The sequence below is a fragment of the Photorhabdus luminescens subsp. luminescens genome (assembly GCF_001083805.1).
In the GTDB taxonomy this organism is placed as follows: Bacteria; Pseudomonadota; Gammaproteobacteria; order Enterobacterales; family Enterobacteriaceae; genus Photorhabdus; species Photorhabdus luminescens.
Genome location: NZ_JXSK01000005.1, coordinates 236,816 through 256,611 on the forward strand (window position 1 = coordinate 236,816; position 19,796 = coordinate 256,611).

Below are 19,796 nucleotides of genomic sequence, written 5' to 3' on the forward strand. Positions count from 1 at the left end.
AGTTCCATCTATTTCGGATTAATATTATTTATCCGAAAAAACCTGATGTAAGGATAATAAAATGGCCTTTCAGGAACGGCAAATCACGTTTGATAATCGTAGCCGCCAGCTTACCAATATTAATGTCTGGACACCAGACAGCCAATGGTTAGCTTATGATGTTCGTCCTCATGGCGCTTCTTTTACCGGTTTAACGATAGAAAAAATTCATGTACACAGCGGCAAAACAGAAATTATCTATCAGGCCAGGGATGAAGCTCATGTTGGCGTGGTGACAGTCAGCCCAACAGAACCTGTCCGGTATGCGTTTATTCATGGACCTGAATTTCCAGATGAGCAATGGCATTATGATTTTCATCACCGGCGAGGGGTGATTGTCAGTGAAGATTTACCGGGAAAAGCGGTCACCTTAGATGCAATGGATATTACTGCTCCTTATACACCGGGAGCGTTGCGAGGAGGCAGTCACGTTCATGTATTCAGCCCGGATGGCAGCCGTTTGAGTTTTACTTATAACGACCATGTTATGCATGAGCTTGATCCAGCGCTGGATTTACGCAACATCGCCGTTGCTGTGCCCCTCAAATCAGTTGAACCGCCTAAACAGCATCCTCGTGAATATGATGGTAACTATTTCTCCGTTGTCGTCAGTAGTACGACGTCTCAGCCGGAGCCGGGTAGTGATGAGATTAACCGTGCCTATGAAGAGTGTTGGGTAGGTCAAGCAGGATATCGTAAAGCGGATGGAAATTGGCAGCGTTGGGCGTTGGCATTTATTGGCGATACCATCTCTGCAACAGGGGAAAAGGTACCGGAAGTCTATATTGTTGATTTACCCGAACAGGATGCTGATTATGCAATAGCAGGGGAAAAACCACTGCAAGGTACGGAAACAACGTTACCCGCGCCTCCAGCTAACATCATGCAGCGTCGTCTGACATTTACCAGCCATAAACGTTGGCCTGGGGTAGTGAATAATCCACGTCACTGGTTGCGGGCTTCACCGGATGGTGAGCAGATTGGTTTTCTGATGAAAGATGACAATGGCGTTGTGCAACTATGGACAATATCGCCAAATGGTGGCGAGCCTCGTCAGATAACGCACAGTCATTGTGGCATTCAATCTGCTTTTAGTTGGGAAAGCGGTGGTCAGTATGTTGCTTTTATTTGTGATAACAGTGTGATGTTGTGTGATGTAAACAATGGTCAGATGCAACGTTTGACGAAGCGTACAGAAAAAGCGCCTGCTGCTGAGGCGGTTGTGATTTCACCGGATAGCCGTTATGTTGCATTTATGCGTGAAGTCGATGGTTATATGCAAATTTTCCTGGTGGAAACCGGATTGAAATAAATATATTTGCCGCCAGTTCATTTTCTGCTGGTGGCAATAAATAAACCGGAACGGATTATCAATTAATTGTTTTTAGTTTGATGTTGTGCTTTTTCTATTTTTTTAATTCGCTCTTTTGGTGAACTTGCTGATTGATCTTCGTCAGATTTTATATAGTCATAAGGTAATAACAGAGTATCTAATAGCGCGGAAAAAGGCAGATCAATCGCGAGTAATGGTTTCATTACCCAACCTGTCTCTTGGTCTTTTAACATTTCAATGTTAGCTTTAGCGCCGGGATAATAACCGCGGCTAGGCCCGGAATGTGTCATGATGCTGGTACACCCGCTGATTAACAGCCATCCTAATATGACGCAAAATAGAATTAGTTTATTACTCTTCATCGGTTCTATCGATCTCGTGTGGCTAATCCGCTGAAATAGTTCGCCCGTTCTTGAGTTTGTTGGGTGATCTTTATTTCCCCAAATTTCTCCAAATCCCTTACCGAAGGTTTTTGACATCAATCACTATAATCACGTTACGCAACGTTGACCATAGCATTGACATCAAAAAGTCGTGAATTTTTTATGTAACAGGATTTTTTTCTGTTTTTTAATTAATAAAAGATAATGTGAGTTATCATAATAATTTGAATAGCCTATAACTTAAGTAATTTTTGAGGCTAAAACAATTTGGCTTTTGTCTGTCAATGATAACGTTTTGAAGAGTGTTATGCTCCTTTGGGGGGTGATAAGTCCCTACGATTTTTGGGATTAACTACATAACGGCTATTTAATATTAAAGGTAACGACTATCGCTTAATTGTTTCCATTTTTTACCCGGTTGGCTGGTTGTATTTGAAATTTGTTGGAACACATCAGCAATATGATGCGATAGATACCAACACAATTGAGTCGGAGTAAGCTATGAATATTAAACCAATCAGAACAGAACAGGATTACAAGGCAGCTTTAAAATCCATTTCACCATCAGTAAACGCACAAAAACCCGCCTATTCAAGGCATTGGATTTAGAAATTTCTGATTGAATAGAGGTTGCTTAAGGAGAGTAGGCAGACAAGGAGTGTTTCTTTCACCCTTCTTATGCACAAAGCATTCTACAAATTCTGAGAATAATTATGTAAAGTCCTCGTTGTCATTTAGCTCCTGCATTTCCGAGCAGGAGCTTTTTTATTATTTATTTTAGTGATTTTAAGCTGCTTGCTGATGCGCTCGCTCAATTTCTTCTGCCAGAATCGCAATCCCTTTGGCAATACTGTCTGGATCAGGAACATAATTCATACGCATGCATTCATGGGTATGCGGCCAGTCTTGTTCCAGCCCGGGGAAGAAATAGTGACCTGGAACCATTAACACGCCACGTTTTTTCAGTCTTTGATAAAGGGTTTCTGTGGTTATCGGCAGGTTTTTGAACCACAGCCACAGAAAAATGGCGCCTTCTGGTTTATGGATAAGGCAAAGTTCTGCTGGCAGATAACGGCGGATAATCTGAATCACGTCTTGAACCCGTTGTTGATAGAACGGGCGGATAATTTCTTGTGACAAACGAAGTAGGTCATTGCGGCGGATCATTTCCAATGCCATTGCGGGGCCTACACCGCCCGGCGCAAGGCTGATGATGCCATTCATATTACTGACGGCATTGATGATTTTATCGTTAGCGATAATGATTCCGCAGCGTGAACCGGGCAGTCCTAATTTGGATAGACTCATGCACAGAATAGTATTCGAATTCCACAATGGTGTAGCGTCGCTGAAAATAATACCTGGGAATGGCACGCCATAAGCATTATCAATGAGCAATGGAATTTGGTGTTGCTGAGCTAAATAATCTAGCCGTTGTAATTCTTCATCAGTGATAACGTTACCCGTTGGGTTGGTTGGGCGAGAAACACAGATCAAGCCAATATCTTCGGTAATATTGAGATGGTCAAAATCAACATGATATTTGAATTGGCCTTCTGGCAATAATTCAATATTGGGTTTATTGGCGACAAATAAGCCTTCATCCAGCCCTGAGTCAGAATAACCAATATATTCCGGCGCTAGCGGAAACAGCACTTTGCGGACAGAGCCATCTTCGCTGCGTCCAGCCAGCAGGTTAAATAGATAGAAGAATGCACTTTGGCTGCCATTAGTCAGGGCAATATTTTGTGTACCAATCTCCCAACCCAATTTTTCGCGCAACATCTCTGCCAATGCTTGAATCAATGTATCCTTTCCTTGGGGTCCATCATAGTTGCATAGCGTGTCAGTGAGTTGGCCGTTGGCGACCATTTCTGTCAGTAGTTGCTGAAAATAGTCATCCATTTCCGGGATATGTGCCGGGTTGCCGCCGCCTAGCATAATTGCGCCAGGGGTCCTCAACCCTTGATTCAGATCATTCATCAGGCGGGTTATGCCTGCATCTTGTGTGAATTTGTTACCAAATTGAGAAAAAATCATAGCCACGTTCGTTGTCGGTGTGTTGTTGGGATTAACAGACATAACACCATACTCCGCGCATTATTGGGGTGCAATCTGGAAAATTATGACTATTGGTTATTTAATATTGCGTTTAATTTAGCATTTAAAACAAAGAACTGAATGTTTGGTTAACATCCAGCTTTATTATGCATATTAATCTTAAGTGCGATAGTAATTCACTGAATTTATTTTCTACATAAACAGTTTATTATATGGTCATTGACCAAACCAGTAGCTTGCATAAATGCATAGCAGGTGGTACTGCCGATGAATTTGAATCCCCTCTTTTTCAACGCTTGCGATAACGCTTCTGAAATCTCTGTTTTTACCGGTACCTCTGTGATCGTTTCCCATTGATTAATAATGGGTTTGTTATCGACGAAGCGCCAGATAAAAGTACTGAATTCTTCTCCTTGTTGCTGCATCTTAAGATAGGCACGCGCATTGTTGATAATAGCGTTAATTTTGGCGCGGTTACGGATAATAGCGGGATCAAGCATTAGTCGTTCTACATCATTTTCATCCATGACGGCAATTTTTGCCGGATCAAATTGATGGAAACATTTACGATAGCCTTCACGTTTTTTCAGAATAGTCAGCCATGATAGTCCAGATTGTTGCCCTTCCAAGCAAATCATTTCAAACAACTTTTGGCTATCTTTTAGCGGCTTTCCCCATTCATTGTCATGATAAGCCAGATATTCCGGGTCAGAAGTAACCCAATGACAGCGTGTTAATTCCATAGTCGTTACTTTCGATATGAGTGGTTAGTTATTGACAGTACCCTAACTGTATAGATATACAAGTAAAATAACCAAATTGAGATTTTTTTATTTCAGGGCGAAATTAAGAGCGAATTCAGTGCTGTATATCTTAAGGTCAAAGGGTATACTGACCCACTTCCTTCAAATTCATATGTATCGCGTGCGGATCCAACATGCAAAAGTTTGATACCAAGACCTTTCAGGGGCTGATCCTGACATTGCAGGATTATTGGGCGCGCCAGGGCTGTACCATTGTCCAACCATTGGACATGGAAGTCGGTGCGGGTACTTCTCATCCAATAACTTGCCTGCGCGCACTTGGCCCGGAGCCAATTGCCGCTGCTTATGTGCAACCTTCCCGCCGTCCGACCGATGGCCGTTATGGTGAAAACCCTAACCGTTTACAACATTACTATCAGTTTCAAGTCATTATTAAACCATCACCAGACAATATTCAGGAGTTATATCTAGGCTCTCTGAAAGAGCTGGGGTTAGACCCAACGGTTCATGATATTCGTTTTGTTGAAGATAACTGGGAAAACCCAACGTTAGGCGCCTGGGGATTGGGTTGGGAAGTGTGGCTTAATGGGATGGAAGTGACTCAGTTTACTTATTTCCAACAAGTAGGCGGCCTTGAGTGTAAACCGGTCACGGGTGAGATCACTTACGGTCTTGAGCGTCTGGCAATGTATATCCAAGGCGTAGACAGTGTTTATGATCTGGTTTGGTGTGATGGCCCGCTAGGTAGAACCACTTATGGCGATATTTATCACCAAAATGAAGTGGAACAATCTACTTATAACTTTGAACACGCGGATGTCGATTTCCTGTTTACCTGTTTCGAACAATATGAAAAAGAGGCTCAGGACCTGCTGGCGTTAGAAACGCCTCTGCCGCTGCCGGCTTATGAACGTATTCTCAAGGCGGGCCATACATTCAATTTGCTGGATGCTCGTAAAGCGATCTCGGTGACTGAACGTCAGCGTTATATCCTGCGTATTCGCACCCTGACCAAAGCGGTTGCAGAAGCTTATTATGCCTCCCGTGAGGCGTTAGGCTTCCCTATGTGTAACAAGAATCAGAACTAAGAGGCTGTCATGACTCAACAGACTTTCCTGGTGGAAATCGGCACCGAAGAGTTGCCGCCGAAGGCTCTTCGTTCATTGGCTGAAGCATTTGCTGCTAATTTTGCGGCGGAGTTGGATAACGCGAACTTAGCGTATGGCGAAGTGAGCTGGTTTGCAACGCCACGCCGTCTGGCATTGAAAGTTGCTAATTTGGATGAGGCGCAAGCTGATCGTGAAGTAGAAAAGCGCGGTCCGGCGATTGCTCAAGCATTTGATGCTGAGGGTAAACCGACAAAAGCGGCTGAAGGTTGGGCTCGCGGTTGTGGTATCACTGCGGCTCAGGCTGAACGTTTAGTGACAGATAAAGGCGAATGGTTATTGTATCGCGCTCTGGTTAAAGGGAGCAGTGTCAAAGAGTTGCTGGCGGCGATGGTTAGCAGTGCGCTAAATAAGTTGCCAATTCCTAAACTGATGCGCTGGAGTGACAAAGAGACTCAGTTTGTTCGCCCAGTTCATACCGTTACCATGTTATTTGGTGATGAACTGATTGAAGGCGAGGTTCTGGGTATTAAATCTGCACGTGTTATTCGTGGTCACCGCTTTATGGGTGAATCTGAGTTTACGATTGATAATGCAGAACAGTATCCAGAGATTTTGCAACAACGCGGTAAAGTGCTTGCAGATTATACAACTCGTAAAGCACTGATTAAGCAGGATGTAGAACAGGCGGCGATTAAGTTAGGCGGTGTTGCTGATATCAGTGACAGCCTGCTGGAAGAAGTGACTTCATTGGTTGAATGGCCGGTTGTGCTGACGGCGAAATTTGAAGAGAAATTCCTTGCAGTGCCGTCAGAAGCGTTGGTTTACACCATGAAAGGCGACCAGAAATACTTTCCGGTTTACGACAATGCTGGCAAGTTAATGGCGAATTTTATTTTTGTCGCCAACATTGACTCTTCTGATCCACAGCAAATCATTACCGGTAATGAAAAGGTAGTCCGTCCACGCTTGGCTGATGCAGAATTTTTCTTTAAGACGGATCGTAAGCAGCGTTTGGAAGATAATCTACCTCGTCTGGAGACGGTTTTGTTCCAGAAACAACTTGGTACTTTGCGTGATAAAACCGATCGTATTCAGGCGTTGGCTGGCTGGATTGCAGAGAAAATCGGCGCTGATGTGAATCATGCTACCCGTGCTGGTTTGTTGTCCAAATGTGACTTGATGACCAACATGGTATTTGAGTTCACCGATACGCAAGGTGTGATGGGAATGCATTACGCCCGTCATGACGGTGAAGCAGAGGATGTTGCTCTGGCATTGAATGAACAGTATCAACCGCGTTTTGCCGGTGATGAGTTGCCGTCTACTGGCGTTTCTTGTGCGTTAGCGATTGCTGACAAAATGGATACTCTGGCGGGTATTTTTGGCATTGGTCAGCATCCGAAAGGCGATAAAGATCCGTTTGCGTTGCGTCGTGCGGCGTTAGGCGCTCTGCGTATTATCGTTGAGAAAAAATTGCCGCTGGATTTGCAAACACTGACAGAAGAAGCGGTTCGTTTGTATGGCGATAAGCTGACAAATGCCAAGGTTACAGATGACGTAGTTGAGTTTATGCTTGGCCGTTTCCGTGCCTGGTATCAGGAGCAAGGCTACAGCATTGATACCATTCAGGCGGTATTGGCGCGTCGTCCAACCCAACCGGCTGATTTTGATGCCCGCGTTAAAGCGGTGACACACTTCCGCACATTGGATGAAGCCGCAGCGTTGGCAGCCGCGAATAAGCGCGTTTCCAACATTTTGGCAAAGTCTGAGGAGACATTGAACGAGAAAGTTAATGCTTCTGTGCTGAAAGCGCCGGAAGAAGTGAAACTGGCAACATATCTGGCGGCTTTACAGGATAAGCTGGCACCTTTATTTGCTGAAGGATGCTATCAGGAAGCGTTGGTTGAGTTGGCATCTTTAAGAGAAATTGTCGATGCTTTCTTTGACAATGTAATGGTAATGGATGAAGACCAACAGGTACGGGTGAATCGCTTAACTCTGTTAAGTGAATTGCGTGCTCTGTTCCTGAGAGTTGCTGATATTTCGTTATTGCAATAGTGATCTGAAATAATCGGTTCCGGCAATTGTGAAATACGATAGCCGGAATTTGATCCTCCTAACCTTGATTTTGTTGCTCATTCGAGCTACGTTTTATTTATAAATTAAAAGGGGGATTTATGGCTGCAAATGCGTTTGTTCGGGCAAGAATCGATGAGACATTAAAAGCAGAAGCTACCGAGGTTTTGGCTGGTATGGGGTTAACCGTATCTGATCTAGTGCGTATCACCTTGACTAAAGTTGCGAAGGAAAAAGCATTACCGTTTGAAATGCGAGTACCTAATAAATTGACTGCCGAAACTTTGTCTAAGAGTGATCGTAATGAAGACATTCATCAGGCAAAGGATGCTAACGATTTATTCGATCAGCTTGGTATCTGATGCGCTAGCCAAGATATTCAAGTCAATTTAAGCGTGATGTGAAATCTGCACAAAAACGTGGCAAAGATATGAACAAACTTAAGGTCCTAATGAGTTTGCTGATTGATAATAGACCATTGCCTGCTAACTATCAGGATCATCCTCTCCGTGGTGAATGGAAGGAGTTTCGTGATGCTCATATTGAGCCTGATTGGTTATTGATTTACAAAGTAGTTGATAATGTTGTTAGGTTTGAACGAACAGGAAGACATTCTGACCTATTTGATGAATAAACCTTTCTAGCGGTACTCGGTAGCAGGTTAAAATAACTTAGTCGCGAAAAAGAAAGTCCAGATTTAGCTACAACATTATTTCTTACCTAATGACGTATTGCTGTGAAATCCGCGAGCAAGTGCGACATAGCTGAGCTTCAGTTGTTTTTATCAGCAACTAACTCATGATTATTAAAAAGGTATTGACGGCCTATAGCGAGCACAGTAAGATTCGCCTCGTTTTCGGCGAGTAGCGCAGCTTGGTAGCGCAACTGGTTTGGGACCAGTGGGTCGGAGGTTCGAATCCTCTCTCGCCGACCAATTTAGAAGTTTGGGGCTGTCAGATAAGCCGCAGACTTAAAGGAAATAGAAAAGCCCTACAGTGATTGCTGTAGGGCTTTTTGTCATTTACGTTTGCTCTAAGAACAGCAACATTTGAGTGCGTAGAATTGCCTAATCTGACAAGCGCTGAAGCTAGAGTGGTTAACCTGCCAGATTAGGTCAGAGCTAATATACTATTCCGTCGTTTCCATAATGACTTTCAGATCAGAGCAACTATTCCCTGAAATAGACGATATTTTTGGATCAAAACTCAAAAGGAGTTTGGAAGGTCCTCGTGTATACACTCCTACTTCTTGATAATTGTAGTTATCAGCAAAACGTAAATTGTGCAGGCGATCCAAAATAATATTGGATGAAACTTCCAATTGGCAGAGTGAAAATGCAGCAGCAGCACAAGCATGTGTACCTGCACCAAAAGCTAAATGTCTTTTTCGATTTGCTTGCTGTTGCGAAGTTGTATTCTTTCTTCGATATAGATCAAATTCATTTGGTTTGTGAAAAACTGATGGATCACGATTAGCTGCGCCAATCATACAAAATACTAAAGCGCCTTTAGGTATATCGATACCAGAAATAGTGACATCTTCACTCGCCTCTCTTGGAACGAGTTGTACGGGTGATGTCAGACGTAAAGTTTCTTCAAATGCATCTCGAACTAGACTACGATCTTTAATCACTGCCTCAAGCATATTCGGATTAGATATTAAGTGATTAAGCATCATTGCTAATATCTTGTCAGCAGGTTCTATCGCCGCTAATAGAATGTTTAAACACAGTGCTGTAATTTGGCTCATGGACATCCCTGCATCTTGACAAAATATAGATATAATATCCCCGCTGGGATTACATCGTCTCTGATCTATTATAGGCTTTAGTAAGCGAATTAATTTCTGACTACATTCAAGACTGTGCATCTTTTCTGATTCTGTTTGGTCAAACTGGGTAATAAAACTGGCGATACCCTTGTGCCATTCAGCTATATTACGATAGTTATCACTTGGTAGTCCGAGAATACCTAATGTTACTAATACGGCATAATCGCGGCCAAAGTCATTAACTATATCTATATTTCCTTTTTCCATATAAGGTTGTAAGAGATCTTCAGTAATCTTTCGAATCATAGGTTCGTAGTAGCGATTAAAATAATCTCTTGAGAGTCCTTGCATTATGAGTTTTCGTTTACACGCATGCTCTTCACCTTCCATTTGAGCAAGAACGCGATCCCCCATAACCGGTTCGGCAAGTGCAGTTAATGGCTTAGTATTGAAAATTGAGGATTTTAAAATAGCGTCAACATCCTCATATTTGCCAATAAAATAGCTGTTTTGGGATTGATCAAAATAGACTAAATCTTGTTTATGCAAGATGTCGTAAAAATCGTAAGGATTTTTTATAAATTTGGGATTGTGAATGTTGAAAGAGCTTAATTTAGCCATTATCTTGCTTCCTTTCTAATGATATTTAGTACTAATAACCTATTAACTTTAAACATAGCTATTATCTCATCAAACTCTGTGTATTTTACAATTGAGTGACGATTCCGTAACTTTGTTTATCTCCTACTTGTATAGGATATCTACAATTAAATAATCCTTTTCCGATTGGCCAAGGACGGTGATAAAGTAACGTAGAATACTTTACCCCAAGTAATCGAGGGGTATCGAGATAAAAGGGAATTTCAGAGAAAATATATGGCAACGCTTTATATACTAATTGTAGGTCAATTGAACCAAAGTATTGCCCGGTACCTTTTAGTCGTCCTTTTATGGCTTGAGAGGACATATCAAGGCAGATTTTTTTAAAAGACTCTGATTCATTGAAAGCGTTTTCAACTTGTGTTTTAAGAGACTGGTAATCATGGTTTAGTGCAAAGTCACTAAATTGAATAACTCTGATTGGCTTACTTTTTAACATTGCTATGGAAATAACATAATCAAGGTGACATAAATGACGTCTAATTTCGCGTTGTGTTTTCTTGATAGCTTTAGCATTCTCAGTTCCACTAGCGACTAAAAGGCGTGAAGCTTCACGTTCACAAGGTAACAATATGTCAACTTGTCGGAAATAATGACTTGACCACTGAATAAGGTCCATTACATAGTCCTTTGAAAAACGCGAATTAAAGGGGCTTATCCCTATTAGCGCGTGATCACCTTTCTGAATAATTTGGTCACAACGAGAGGTTTCACCTTGGACAGTAAATGATGCTGAATTCTCGTATAGCAATGCTGAATGAACTGATAATATTTGATTGTTTGTTTCTTTTAAACATTTTCTTCCAGTAGATAACATTTCCATTGACTTTCCATTTTTCCATGTAATTCTGTATAATCCTGATATAAGTTTTTTAATTTTTATAGAGATTCATTGCATATCCATTAAAATATTTATACATAAATTTGATCTAATTCAATTTCGTAAAAATGTCAAAAACTTTTGGAAATTGGATGTAAAAATATACTGTTCTCCTTGAGAACAGATAGTATTTTCCGATTAAGGGATTGTTCAGATAATAACACCTAGCGTTGTATTTTTAGCCTTACCTCAACATGCTGATTATGCGACGACTTTATTTGAGTACATTGACAGATATTCTGATCACGTTGGTTAGATTAATGGCAAGGGCCTGTAACTATTTTCTGGCCGTAAACTTACCGGCTCTGGTAGATAAATTAGATATTAAAAAAAGTAATTTTAAAAGCCTATATACAAGTTCCACTATTTAACTTGAGATTTGTTTAATCGAGTATATTAGTAATTTCTGTATAGAAGTTACATATATACTAATAATAGAGTAATAGGAAAATAACATTTAATTACTATCAATGGTATTTAATGTTATCCTTATAATATTAATTTTATGATAAATAAGGCTTAATTTGTTTATCTGAGAAATATATCTCATTCATTAAATGACTTGTTTGAAAAAATATAGGAATAGTGTATGAATATTACCTTCTACAAATATCAAATGGAATATGGTTGTGAAATTAAGTGATATAGGTAGTACGATTTTACTCGAAATTGATAAATTTAAAATAAATGATAATCGAGTATTTTCGAAGTGTGAATATCACAATCCTATCGGTAGCAGGAAGGATAGAACATTCTTGCATATAGTTAATATCCTGGATAAAGAAGGTAAGATACGATCAGGCATGACAGATGAGCGTAAAGAGAAAATAAGATCTTCTGTATGAAACACCAAAGGAATTATTTCTGAACGGAGTAGTTTCGGCAGCAAAGAATTATACTAAAAGTGGAGATAATAGTGATTAAAGATTAATTTTCAATAATAAAATTAGTCTAATATCGGAATTTTAATTTTTGGAGAAAGAAAATAATAGGTGATATATGTCTACATATAGTGGCGTAGTATACGGGATTATTTTTTGTCTCATCAGTGCAGCATCTGATGTGTTTGTTGCGTATTTAACGCAATCGATAAATTCAGCTATTGTTATCTTTTATTGTTTTATATCGTCTACTTTATTATTTATGATGATAAGTATTTTCAAAGGAATTGATCAATTAATTATGAAGGTCCGCAAGAACACCTTATTGGTATTAATTGTTAATGTCTCAATTCTATTAAATTGGGGAGGGTTAATCATTTCGTTGCGTTTTCTTGAACCTGCAATAGTAGGTGTGGCTTCAGTGGCTTGTGGCCCTGCGATAACTATCCTCCTCTCATCTTTTATCGATAAAGGTGAGGCAAAAACGGAGAAATTGGAAGTTGTCATATCCTGGTTAGTCCTCATTGGGGTAGGTGTGATGCTGGTAAATGTATTTTTAGGAAATAGTGGATTACCATCATCCTCAATTCAGGATAGGATTATTGGTATTGTTAGTGTGATAATCGGTGCTGTAGGAACGGTATTATACACTATTTTTTCTAAGAAATTATTCAAGGAAAAATGGCAAACATATGAGATATTGTCTGTTAGAAGTATTTTAATGGTAATACTTTCATTTTGTTATGTTTCAATATCCGATGTTTCTCTTAGTTTAGATAGCGAGATGATTTTTCCGATGTCGATTCTTGTTATAATTGGACATTTACTTCCAATCTATCTTGTATTGAAGACAATTAATGCCATCACCCCTCTTCATGTTTCTTTACTATTTCTACTAATACCGGTATTTACCATTCTTTTTCAATATTTTGATTCACGTATAGCTTTTTCTGTTGAAAGTCTTATCGCAGCTTCGGTTATAGTTTCTTTATTAACTATTCTTGGTGTAAGTAAGATAAAAAAAGACAAGAAGGTATAATGAGGTATAAATAGATGGAATATTACGACCGATAATAGCTAAATTAGCAATAGGTTTAGGGAAAATTAGTGCTGCTGTTATGTCTATTATTGAGTCGGGGGGGCACAAGGCTATAAAGAGATAAGTTTATACACTTATTAATCACTCCTATAATGTACGTCTGATTAATCACCGTTTTGGTTTATTTACTGCTAATAATTTCATAGCGTAATTAAAGAAATCCCCCTTTTTCTATGAAGTTGTTTTTTATGTTGATGAAGGTGATGAAATTAAAGTAACTAAAGATGGCTTTAGCCAGCTTGGTATTAATGATGGACTGATAATGGTAACGGTCGCTAATTTATTAGTTAATTATTAATGAAACCAAAAGTGATGAAAAGTAAATAAAACTAGTAACAGGTTTTTGTATTTATTTATATTATTAGTGTTATACTTATTTGATTCACTTTTCAGGTGCCGACTTTATTCGGCACACAGCATTTTATACCAGTTATCATCTTTTCTACCGAAATAATCGTTTACTAATTAATCAAACAACCACAAATTTTGCGCACAAGTTAATGGTGATTAATACTGTCGCTATGTGCTTTTTATGGTCTTTTTGTCTGCAAAATGTGCTCATTGTCATGTTTTTGTGCTAACTATGTTAATTATTAGTTTCCTTTGTGTTCTTCTATTGTTGATGGCATCTGTTGAGATCTTATTGACGCAAGAGACAACAGTTGTTTAATTGATAAGCTGAAAATAATAAACAAAATCTAAACAGCGCAGTTTCTGACAGGAAGTGCAGATTCTGGCTGTACACAACAACACCACAAATGGAGTGCAAGAAAATGACAACTTTCTCTAAAGGGGCGAAGTTATTGAAGCTAGGGGTCAGCTTAGTTGCATTGGCAGTCACCGCCAGCGTTCAGGCAAAAACATTGGTTTACTGTTCCGAAGGCTCACCGGAAGGCTTTAATCCACAACTGTTCACCGCTGGCACAACTTATGATGCCAGCTCCAGACCACTGTATAACCGTTTGGTTGAGTTCAAAACAGGTACAACTGAAATTATCCCGAGCCTGGCTGAAAAATGGGATATTAGCGATGACGGTAAAGTTTACACTTTTCATCTGCGTAAAGGTGTTAAGTGGCACGATAACAAAGACTTCAAACCAAGCCGAGAATTTAATGCTGATGATGTGATCTACACTTTCATGCGGCAAAAAGATACAAACCACCCATACCACAAGGTGTCAGGCGGCAGCTATGAATATTTCATCGGCATGGGTATGAGTGAGATAATCAATAAGGTTGAAAAAGTAGACGATTATACAGTCAGGATTGAACTGAATCGCCCGGAAGCACCATTCCTGGCTGACTTAGGCATGGATTTCGCCTCTATTATGTCAGCAGAATATGCAGATAAGATGATGAAAGCCGGTACGCCGGAGAAAGTCGATCTGAATCCAATTGGTACAGGCCCGTTCCAGTTGGTGCAATATCAGAAAGATTCTCGCATTCTGTATAAAGCCTTCAAAGAATACTGGGGAGATAAAGCCAAAGTTGACCGGTTGGTCTTCTCTATTACCCCTGATGCTTCTGTGCGTTATGCAAAACTACAAAAAAATGAATGCCAGATTATGCCATATCCAAATCCGGCAGATATTGCTCGCATGAAACAGGATAAAGATATTGTTTTGTTGGAGCAGCCTGGTCTGAATGTCGGTTATGTCGCTTTCAACGTCACTAAAAAGCCATTGGATAACGTTAAAGTTCGTCAGGCGTTGACGATGGCAGTCAATAAAGACGCTATCGTTGAAGCGGTTTATCAGGGCGCTGGTCAGAAAGCCAAAAATCTGATCCCACCAACCATGTGGGGTTACGACAATGATCTTAAAGATTATCAGTACGATCCGGAAAAAGCGAAACAGCTTCTAAAAGAAGCAGGGATGGGAAGTGGTTTTACCATTGATCTGTGGGCAATGCCCGTACAGCGTCCATACAACCCGAATGCTCGTCGTATGGCTGAAATGGTCCAGGCTGACTGGGCAAAAATTGGTGTTAAAGCCAAAATTGTTAGCTATGAATGGGGGGAATATTTGAAGCGAGCTAAAGACGGCGAGCACCAAATTGTGATGATGGGCTGGACGGGAGACAATGGTGATCCAGATAACTTCTTCGCAACCCTATTTAGCTGTGCAGCCAAAGATCAAGGTTCTAACTACTCTAAGTGGTGTTACAAACCGTTTGAAGATGCCATTCAGCCAGCACGAATCGTTGCTGATCACGCCAAACGTGTCGAGCTTTACAAACAGGCGCAGGTTGTGATGCACGAACAGGTCCCGGCACTGATTGTAGCTCACTCCACGGTTTATGAACCGATTCGTAAAGAGGTCAAAGGTTACGTCGTTGATCCTCTGGGCAGACATATTTTCAGTAACGTGTCTCTCGAATAATCCTGTTCTTGCTTTGTTGTGATATGCCATCTTCCTGATCTTTAACCGAAGATGGCGGTTTTCTCCAGGCAGTTATAACCGGCGGAAAACTAGCAAGAAAAGTAGAGGCAAGATGTTTATTACATTGTGAGCCAAAGGGGGAAAGTCCTCCCCCTTATCAAGCCAAACGGCCTGAGAGCTGTAACCGGCATTTAAAAAAGAGAGTTTGGGATATGTTGCAGTTCATACTCCGACGTCTGGGGTTGGTAATCCCAACGTTTATTGGCATTACTTTACTGACTTTTGCTTTTGTCCATATGATCCCCGGCGACCCGGTGACCATTATGGCCGGGGAACGTGGAATATCGGCTGAGCGCTATGCTCAGGTAATGGCTGAAATGGGGCTGGATAAGCCACTCTGGCAGCAATATTTTCATTATGTAGGCAATGTGTTACATGGCGATCTTGGTATCTCCATGAAAAGCCGTATCTCTGTGTGGGAAGAGTTTGTTCCCCGTTTCAAGGCAACTCTTGAACTGGGGATGTGCGCCATGCTGTTCGCGATTGCTGTCGGTATTCCCGTTGGCGTCCTCGCGGCGGTAAAACGCGGTTCTGTTTTTGATCATACTGCGATAGGTATTTCCCTAACGGGATACTCCATGCCGATCTTCTGGTGGGGGATCATGTTGATCATGCTGGTTTCTGTCCAGTTGGATCTAACGCCGGTATCCGGGCGAATAAGCGACAGTGTTTTCCTTGACGACAGTTATCCGCTGACGGGCTTTATGCTAATCGACACACTATTCTGGGGTGAAGCCGGTGATTTTAAAGACGCGGTGATGCATATCATTTTGCCTGCCGTTGTCTTGGGGACGATTCCACTGGCGGTGATTGTCCGTATGACCCGCTCTTCTATGCTGGAAGTACTAGGTGAAGATTATATCCGTACTGCACGCGCTAAAGGCTTGAGCCGTATTCGTGTGATTGTGGTCCATGCGCTTCGCAACGCATTGCTGCCGGTTGTAACCGTTATCGGCTTGCAGGTGGGCATGATGCTGGCGGGGGCGATCCTGACTGAAACTATCTTCTCTTGGCCGGGGCTTGGACGCTGGCTGATCGACGCCCTTCAACGCCGGGATTATCCGGTGGTGCAAGGCGGCGTATTACTGGTAGCGATCATGATCATCTTGGTTAACCTGATAGTTGACTTGCTATACGGCATCGTTAACCCGCGTATCCGGCATAAGAAATAGGGAGTGTATTATGTCTCAAGTGACTGAGCTTGCAAGCGGTGTGCCTAAAATTATGACGCCGATGCAGGAGTTTTGGTATTACTTTAAGCGCAATAAAGGGGCTGTTGTTGGTCTGGTTTATATTGTGCTGATGTTATTGGTTGCTCTGTTGGCGGGGGTACTGGCTCCACACAGTGCGGCTGAACAATTCCGCGATTCTTTGCTGATGCCGCCGGTATGGCAGGATGGAGGAAGTTGGCAGTTTATTTTGGGTACTGATGATGTTGGACGTGATTTACTTTCACGTCTGATGTATGGCGCCCGGCTTTCACTACTGGTAGGTTGTCTGGTGGTGGTGCTATCCCTGTTGATGGGGGTTGTTCTGGGTGTGCTGGCGGGTTATTTCGGTGGTGTGGTGGATATCATCATCATGCGTATCGTTGATATTATGCTGGCATTGCCAAGCCTGTTGCTGGCTTTGGTGCTGGTAGCGATCTTTGGGCCATCCATTGTCAATGCTTCACTGGCGTTGACCTTTGTGTCTCTGCCGCATTACATCCGCTTAACTCGTGCTGCGGTATTAGTCGAAGTTAACCGTGATTATGTGACGGCTTCACAAGTGGCGGGGGCGGGTTCCATGCGCCAGATGTTTATCAATATTCTGCCTAACTGTCTGGCGCCGCTGATTGTGCAGGCTTCTCTGGGTTTTTCTAATGCCATTCTTGATATGGCTGCTTTGGGTTTTCTGGGGATGGGGGCGCAGCCGCCCACGCCGGAATGGGGAACAATGCTGTCTGATGTATTGCAGTTTGCGCAAAGCGCCTGGTGGGTGGTGACATTCCCAGGGGTGGCGATTCTGTTGACAGTGTTGGCGTTTAACCTGATGGGTGACGGTTTGCGTGATGCGCTTGATCCTAAACTCAAACAGTAGTGAGGTGGCGAAATGGCACTGTTAAATGTAGAAAAATTATCGGTTCACTTCGGGGACGAAGAGGCGCCGTTCCGCGCCGTTGACCGCATCAGTTACCGGGTTGAGCAAGGGCAGGTTGTTGGGATTGTCGGAGAGTCTGGTTCAGGTAAATCGGTCAGTTCATTGGCTGTAATGGGACTGATTGATTATCCGGGTAGAGTGATGGCTGACAAGTTGGAATTTAACCAGCGTGATCTGACCAAAATTTCCGAACAAGAACGCCGACAATTAGTTGGTGCGGAAGTGGCAATGATCTTCCAAGATCCGATGACCAGCTTGAATCCCTGTTATACCGTTGGGTTTCAGATTATGGAAGCACTAAAAGTGCATCAAGGCGGTAATCGTCGTACTCGCCGCCAGCGAGCGATTGATCTGTTGACCTTGGTGGGTATCCCTGATCCTGCATCACGTCTGGATGTGTATCCGCATCAATTATCAGGTGGTATGAGTCAACGGGTGATGATCGCAATGGCGATTGCCTGTCGGCCCAAGTTATTGATTGCTGATGAACCGACAACGGCTTTGGATGTCACCATTCAGGCGCAGGTTATTGAACTGTTGTTGGAGTTGCAACAACGGGAAAATATGGCGCTGGTATTAATCACCCATGACTTAGCATTAGTGGCAGAAGCTGCTCATCACATTATCGTGATGTATGCCGGGCAGGTAGTGGAATCAGGTAAAGCATTGGAGATCTTCCGTGCGCCACGCCATCCCTATACTCAGGCCCTACTTAGAGCATTACCTGAATTTGCCGCGGATAAATCCCGTCTTGCTTCTTTGCCGGGCGTTGTACCGGGGAAATATGACCGGCCCATTGGTTGCTTGCTGAATCCGCGTTGTCCCTATGCCGAGAAACATTGTCGTCAGAAGGAGCCTGAATTAAGAACGGTGGGGGAACGTCAGGTGAAATGTCATATGCCGTTGGATGATGCAGGGAGACCGACAGTATGAGTGAACCTACTTATCAGGCGCGGGAGACATCAACGGCGCCGTTATTGAAAGCAACAGAGCTGAAAAAATATTACCCAATCAAAGGGGGGCTATTCTCACCCGCGCGTACGGTAAAAGCATTGGATGGCATCTCTTTCGAACTGGAGAGAGGAAAAACGCTGGCAGTTGTGGGTGAATCGGGGTGTGGTAAATCTACCCTGGGACGATTGTTGACGATGATTGAAAAACCAACCGATGGTGAGCTCTATTATCAGGGGCAAGATCTGCTGGTACCCAATAAAGCAGCCGAAAAACTGCGCCGTCAGAAAATCCAGATTGTGTTCCAAAATCCTTATGGTTCACTTAATCCGCGTAAGAAAGTTGGTCAGATCCTGGAAGAACCTCTGCGGATCAATACCAAGTTGAGCGCACAGGAACGTAAAGAGAAAGTGTTGCAGATGATGGAAAAAGTGGGGCTGAAAACTGAACACTACGGCCGTTATCCGCACATGTTCTCTGGTGGTCAACGGCAACGGATTGCGATTGCTCGTGGTTTAATGTTGGACCCGGATGTGGTGATTGCAGACGAACCCGTTTCCGCGTTGGATGTCTCGGTGCGGGCGCAGGTGCTGAACCTGATGATGGATTTGCAGCAAGAGTTGGGGCTTTCTTATGTCTTTATCTCCCATGACTTATCTGTGGTTGAACATATCGCTGATGAAGTGATGGTGATGTACCTTGGTCGTTGTGTGGAAAAAGGCAGTAAGGAGATGATTTTCAGTAACCCTCGTCATCCCTATACACAGGCGTTATTATCAGCAACGCCAAGGCTGAACCCTGAATTACGCCGTGAGCGGATAAAGTTGACCGGCGAATTGCCAAGCCCGATGAATCCACCACCCGGTTGCGCATTTGCAGCGCGTTGCCGTCGGGCGCTTAGCGTTTGTACCCAGCTTCAACCAAAACTGAATCAATATGGTAATCAACTGATTGCTTGTTTTGCGGTTGATCAGGATGAAAATGTTGCGGTGGAATAATTAGTTAAGCTATACCTAATAGATTTCGAGTTGCAGCGCGGCGGCAAGTGAACGAATCCCCAGGAGCATAGATGACTATGTGACTGGGGTGAGTGAAAGCAGCCAACAAAGCAGCAGCTTGAAAGATGAAGGGTATAATAACTTTTAAGGATGGTGGGTAGTTTCACCATCCTTAATTTCCCATAATAGCGTTGGTATAAACGCTATTT

16 protein-coding genes, 1 tRNA gene and 2 pseudogenes are annotated in these 19,796 nt (G+C 42.4%); 14 read left to right on the plus strand and 5 right to left on the minus strand.

Annotation, left to right across the window (positions count from 1 at the left end):
- The first annotated feature begins 61 nt into the window (after window positions 1–61).
- Window positions 62–1,351, plus strand: a complete 1,290-nt coding sequence (locus tag TI10_RS14170; RefSeq protein ID WP_049584048.1) for a DUF3748 domain-containing protein — start codon at window positions 62–64, stop codon at window positions 1,349–1,351.
- Between the two features lie 62 nt (window positions 1,352–1,413).
- On the opposite strand, the gene TI10_RS14175 is transcribed toward TI10_RS14170, so the two are convergent.
- The gene (locus TI10_RS14175) at window positions 1,414–1,734 is read right to left on the minus strand and encodes a YceK/YidQ family lipoprotein (protein WP_049584165.1); all 321 of its coding nucleotides are present in this window, start codon (window positions 1,732–1,734) and stop codon (window positions 1,414–1,416) included.
- A gap of 384 nt (window positions 1,735–2,118) precedes the next feature.
- Here TI10_RS14175 and TI10_RS23940 point away from each other — a divergent pair.
- A pseudogene (locus TI10_RS23940) lies at window positions 2,119–2,253 on the plus strand (type II toxin-antitoxin system HigB family toxin); the annotation flags it as partial.
- A gap of 288 nt (window positions 2,254–2,541) precedes the next feature.
- On the opposite strand, the gene TI10_RS14180 reads toward TI10_RS23940, so the two are convergent.
- Window positions 2,542–3,795: a valine--pyruvate transaminase gene (locus TI10_RS14180; protein ID WP_049584166.1), complete on the minus strand. Its 1,254-nt coding sequence runs from the start codon at window positions 3,793–3,795 to the stop codon at window positions 2,542–2,544.
- Window positions 3,796–4,001: 206 nt separating this feature from the next.
- The gene (locus TI10_RS14185) at window positions 4,002–4,559 is read right to left on the minus strand and encodes a DNA-3-methyladenine glycosylase I (protein WP_049584049.1); all 558 of its coding nucleotides are present in this window, start codon (window positions 4,557–4,559) and stop codon (window positions 4,002–4,004) included.
- 194 nt (window positions 4,560–4,753) lie between these two features.
- Between TI10_RS14185 and glyQ the strand changes: the two genes are divergently transcribed.
- From glyQ to TI10_RS14210, 5 genes and pseudogenes are all read left to right on the plus strand, one after another.
- Complete coding sequence (gene glyQ / locus TI10_RS14190) at window positions 4,754–5,668, plus strand: glycine--tRNA ligase subunit alpha (RefSeq protein WP_049584050.1); 915 nt, start codon at window positions 4,754–4,756, stop codon at window positions 5,666–5,668.
- 9 nt (window positions 5,669–5,677) lie between these two features.
- The gene (glyS, locus tag TI10_RS14195) at window positions 5,678–7,747 is read left to right on the plus strand and encodes a glycine--tRNA ligase subunit beta (protein WP_049584051.1); all 2,070 of its coding nucleotides are present in this window, start codon (window positions 5,678–5,680) and stop codon (window positions 7,745–7,747) included.
- A 119-nt stretch (window positions 7,748–7,866) separates the two neighbouring features.
- Window positions 7,867–8,127, plus strand: a complete 261-nt coding sequence (locus tag TI10_RS14200; RefSeq protein WP_049584052.1) for a type II toxin-antitoxin system RelB/DinJ family antitoxin — start codon at window positions 7,867–7,869, stop codon at window positions 8,125–8,127.
- Window positions 8,128–8,141: 14 nt separating this feature from the next.
- Window positions 8,142–8,399: pseudogene (locus tag TI10_RS14205) on the plus strand (type II toxin-antitoxin system YafQ family toxin); the annotation flags it as partial.
- Window positions 8,400–8,622: 223 nt separating this feature from the next.
- Window positions 8,623–8,699: transfer RNA gene (locus TI10_RS14210), tRNA-Pro, on the plus strand.
- Window positions 8,700–8,893: 194 nt separating this feature from the next.
- On the opposite strand, the gene TI10_RS14215 is transcribed toward TI10_RS14210, so the two are convergent.
- Complete coding sequence (locus TI10_RS14215; RefSeq protein WP_049584054.1) at window positions 8,894–10,156, minus strand: cytochrome P450, cyclodipeptide synthase-associated; 1,263 nt, start codon at window positions 10,154–10,156, stop codon at window positions 8,894–8,896.
- A gap of 85 nt (window positions 10,157–10,241) precedes the next feature.
- Window positions 10,242–11,018 carry a tRNA-dependent cyclodipeptide synthase gene (locus TI10_RS14220; protein ID WP_244161598.1) on the minus strand — a complete coding sequence of 259 codons (777 nt, stop codon included), beginning with the start codon at window positions 11,016–11,018 and terminating at the stop codon, window positions 10,242–10,244.
- Between the two features lie 686 nt (window positions 11,019–11,704).
- Between TI10_RS14220 and TI10_RS14225 the strand changes: the two genes are divergently transcribed.
- The 7 genes from TI10_RS14225 (at window position 11,705) to dppF (ending at window position 19,587) form a co-directional block, all read left to right on the plus strand.
- Entirely contained in the window at window positions 11,705–11,920 is a 216-nt protein-coding gene (locus TI10_RS14225; protein ID WP_049584055.1) for a pyridoxal-phosphate dependent enzyme, read from the plus strand.
- 154 nt (window positions 11,921–12,074) lie between these two features.
- Window positions 12,075–12,995 carry an EamA family transporter gene (locus TI10_RS14230; RefSeq protein ID WP_049584056.1) on the plus strand — a complete coding sequence of 307 codons (921 nt, stop codon included), beginning with the start codon at window positions 12,075–12,077 and terminating at the stop codon, window positions 12,993–12,995.
- An 833-nt stretch (window positions 12,996–13,828) separates the two neighbouring features.
- Window positions 13,829–15,436 (plus strand): dipeptide ABC transporter periplasmic-binding protein DppA, encoded by a 1,608-nt coding sequence (dppA, locus tag TI10_RS14235; protein WP_049584057.1) that lies wholly within the window; start codon window positions 13,829–13,831, stop codon window positions 15,434–15,436.
- Between the two features lie 212 nt (window positions 15,437–15,648).
- Window positions 15,649–16,668, plus strand: a complete 1,020-nt coding sequence (gene dppB / locus TI10_RS14240; RefSeq protein ID WP_049584058.1) for a dipeptide ABC transporter permease DppB — start codon at window positions 15,649–15,651, stop codon at window positions 16,666–16,668.
- A 10-nt stretch (window positions 16,669–16,678) separates the two neighbouring features.
- Window positions 16,679–17,578 carry a dipeptide ABC transporter permease DppC gene (gene dppC / locus TI10_RS14245; protein ID WP_049584060.1) on the plus strand — a complete coding sequence of 300 codons (900 nt, stop codon included), beginning with the start codon at window positions 16,679–16,681 and terminating at the stop codon, window positions 17,576–17,578.
- Between the two features lie 12 nt (window positions 17,579–17,590).
- The gene (gene dppD / locus TI10_RS14250; RefSeq protein ID WP_049584061.1) at window positions 17,591–18,571 is read left to right on the plus strand and encodes a dipeptide ABC transporter ATP-binding protein; all 981 of its coding nucleotides are present in this window, start codon (window positions 17,591–17,593) and stop codon (window positions 18,569–18,571) included.
- Window positions 18,568–19,587 (plus strand): dipeptide ABC transporter ATP-binding subunit DppF, encoded by a 1,020-nt coding sequence (dppF, locus tag TI10_RS14255; protein WP_049584062.1) that lies wholly within the window; start codon window positions 18,568–18,570, stop codon window positions 19,585–19,587. Before dppD ends, dppF begins: the two co-directional genes overlap by 4 nt.
- Window positions 19,588–19,796: the final 209 nt, after the last annotated feature.

What these genes read in the sequence shown, in the direction of transcription:
- dppD (WP_049584061.1), top strand. Translation starts at nt 17,591, where the DNA reads ATGGCACTGTTAAATGTAGAAAAATTATCGGTTCACTTCGGGGACGAA.
- dppB (WP_049584058.1), top strand. Translation starts at nt 15,649, where the DNA reads ATGTTGCAGTTCATACTCCGACGTCTGGGGTTGGTAATCCCAACGTTT.
- TI10_RS14185 (WP_049584049.1), bottom strand. Translation starts at nt 4,559, where the DNA reads ATGGAATTAACACGCTGTCATTGGGTTACTTCTGACCCGGAATATCTG.
- dppA (WP_049584057.1), top strand. Translation starts at nt 13,829, where the DNA reads ATGACAACTTTCTCTAAAGGGGCGAAGTTATTGAAGCTAGGGGTCAGC.
- TI10_RS14200 (WP_049584052.1), top strand. Translation starts at nt 7,867, where the DNA reads ATGGCTGCAAATGCGTTTGTTCGGGCAAGAATCGATGAGACATTAAAA.
- TI10_RS14220 (WP_244161598.1), bottom strand. Translation starts at nt 11,018, where the DNA reads ATGGAAATGTTATCTACTGGAAGAAAATGTTTAAAAGAAACAAACAAT.
- TI10_RS14175 (WP_049584165.1), bottom strand. Translation starts at nt 1,734, where the DNA reads ATGAAGAGTAATAAACTAATTCTATTTTGCGTCATATTAGGATGGCTG.
- TI10_RS14170 (WP_049584048.1), top strand. Translation starts at nt 62, where the DNA reads ATGGCCTTTCAGGAACGGCAAATCACGTTTGATAATCGTAGCCGCCAG.
- TI10_RS14215 (WP_049584054.1), bottom strand. Translation starts at nt 10,156, where the DNA reads ATGGCTAAATTAAGCTCTTTCAACATTCACAATCCCAAATTTATAAAA.
- TI10_RS14230 (WP_049584056.1), top strand. Translation starts at nt 12,075, where the DNA reads ATGTCTACATATAGTGGCGTAGTATACGGGATTATTTTTTGTCTCATC.
- glyQ (WP_049584050.1), top strand. Translation starts at nt 4,754, where the DNA reads ATGCAAAAGTTTGATACCAAGACCTTTCAGGGGCTGATCCTGACATTG.
- TI10_RS14180 (WP_049584166.1), bottom strand. Translation starts at nt 3,795, where the DNA reads ATGATTTTTTCTCAATTTGGTAACAAATTCACACAAGATGCAGGCATA.
- dppF (WP_049584062.1), top strand. Translation starts at nt 18,568, where the DNA reads ATGAGTGAACCTACTTATCAGGCGCGGGAGACATCAACGGCGCCGTTA.
- dppC (WP_049584060.1), top strand. Translation starts at nt 16,679, where the DNA reads ATGTCTCAAGTGACTGAGCTTGCAAGCGGTGTGCCTAAAATTATGACG.
- glyS (WP_049584051.1), top strand. Translation starts at nt 5,678, where the DNA reads ATGACTCAACAGACTTTCCTGGTGGAAATCGGCACCGAAGAGTTGCCG.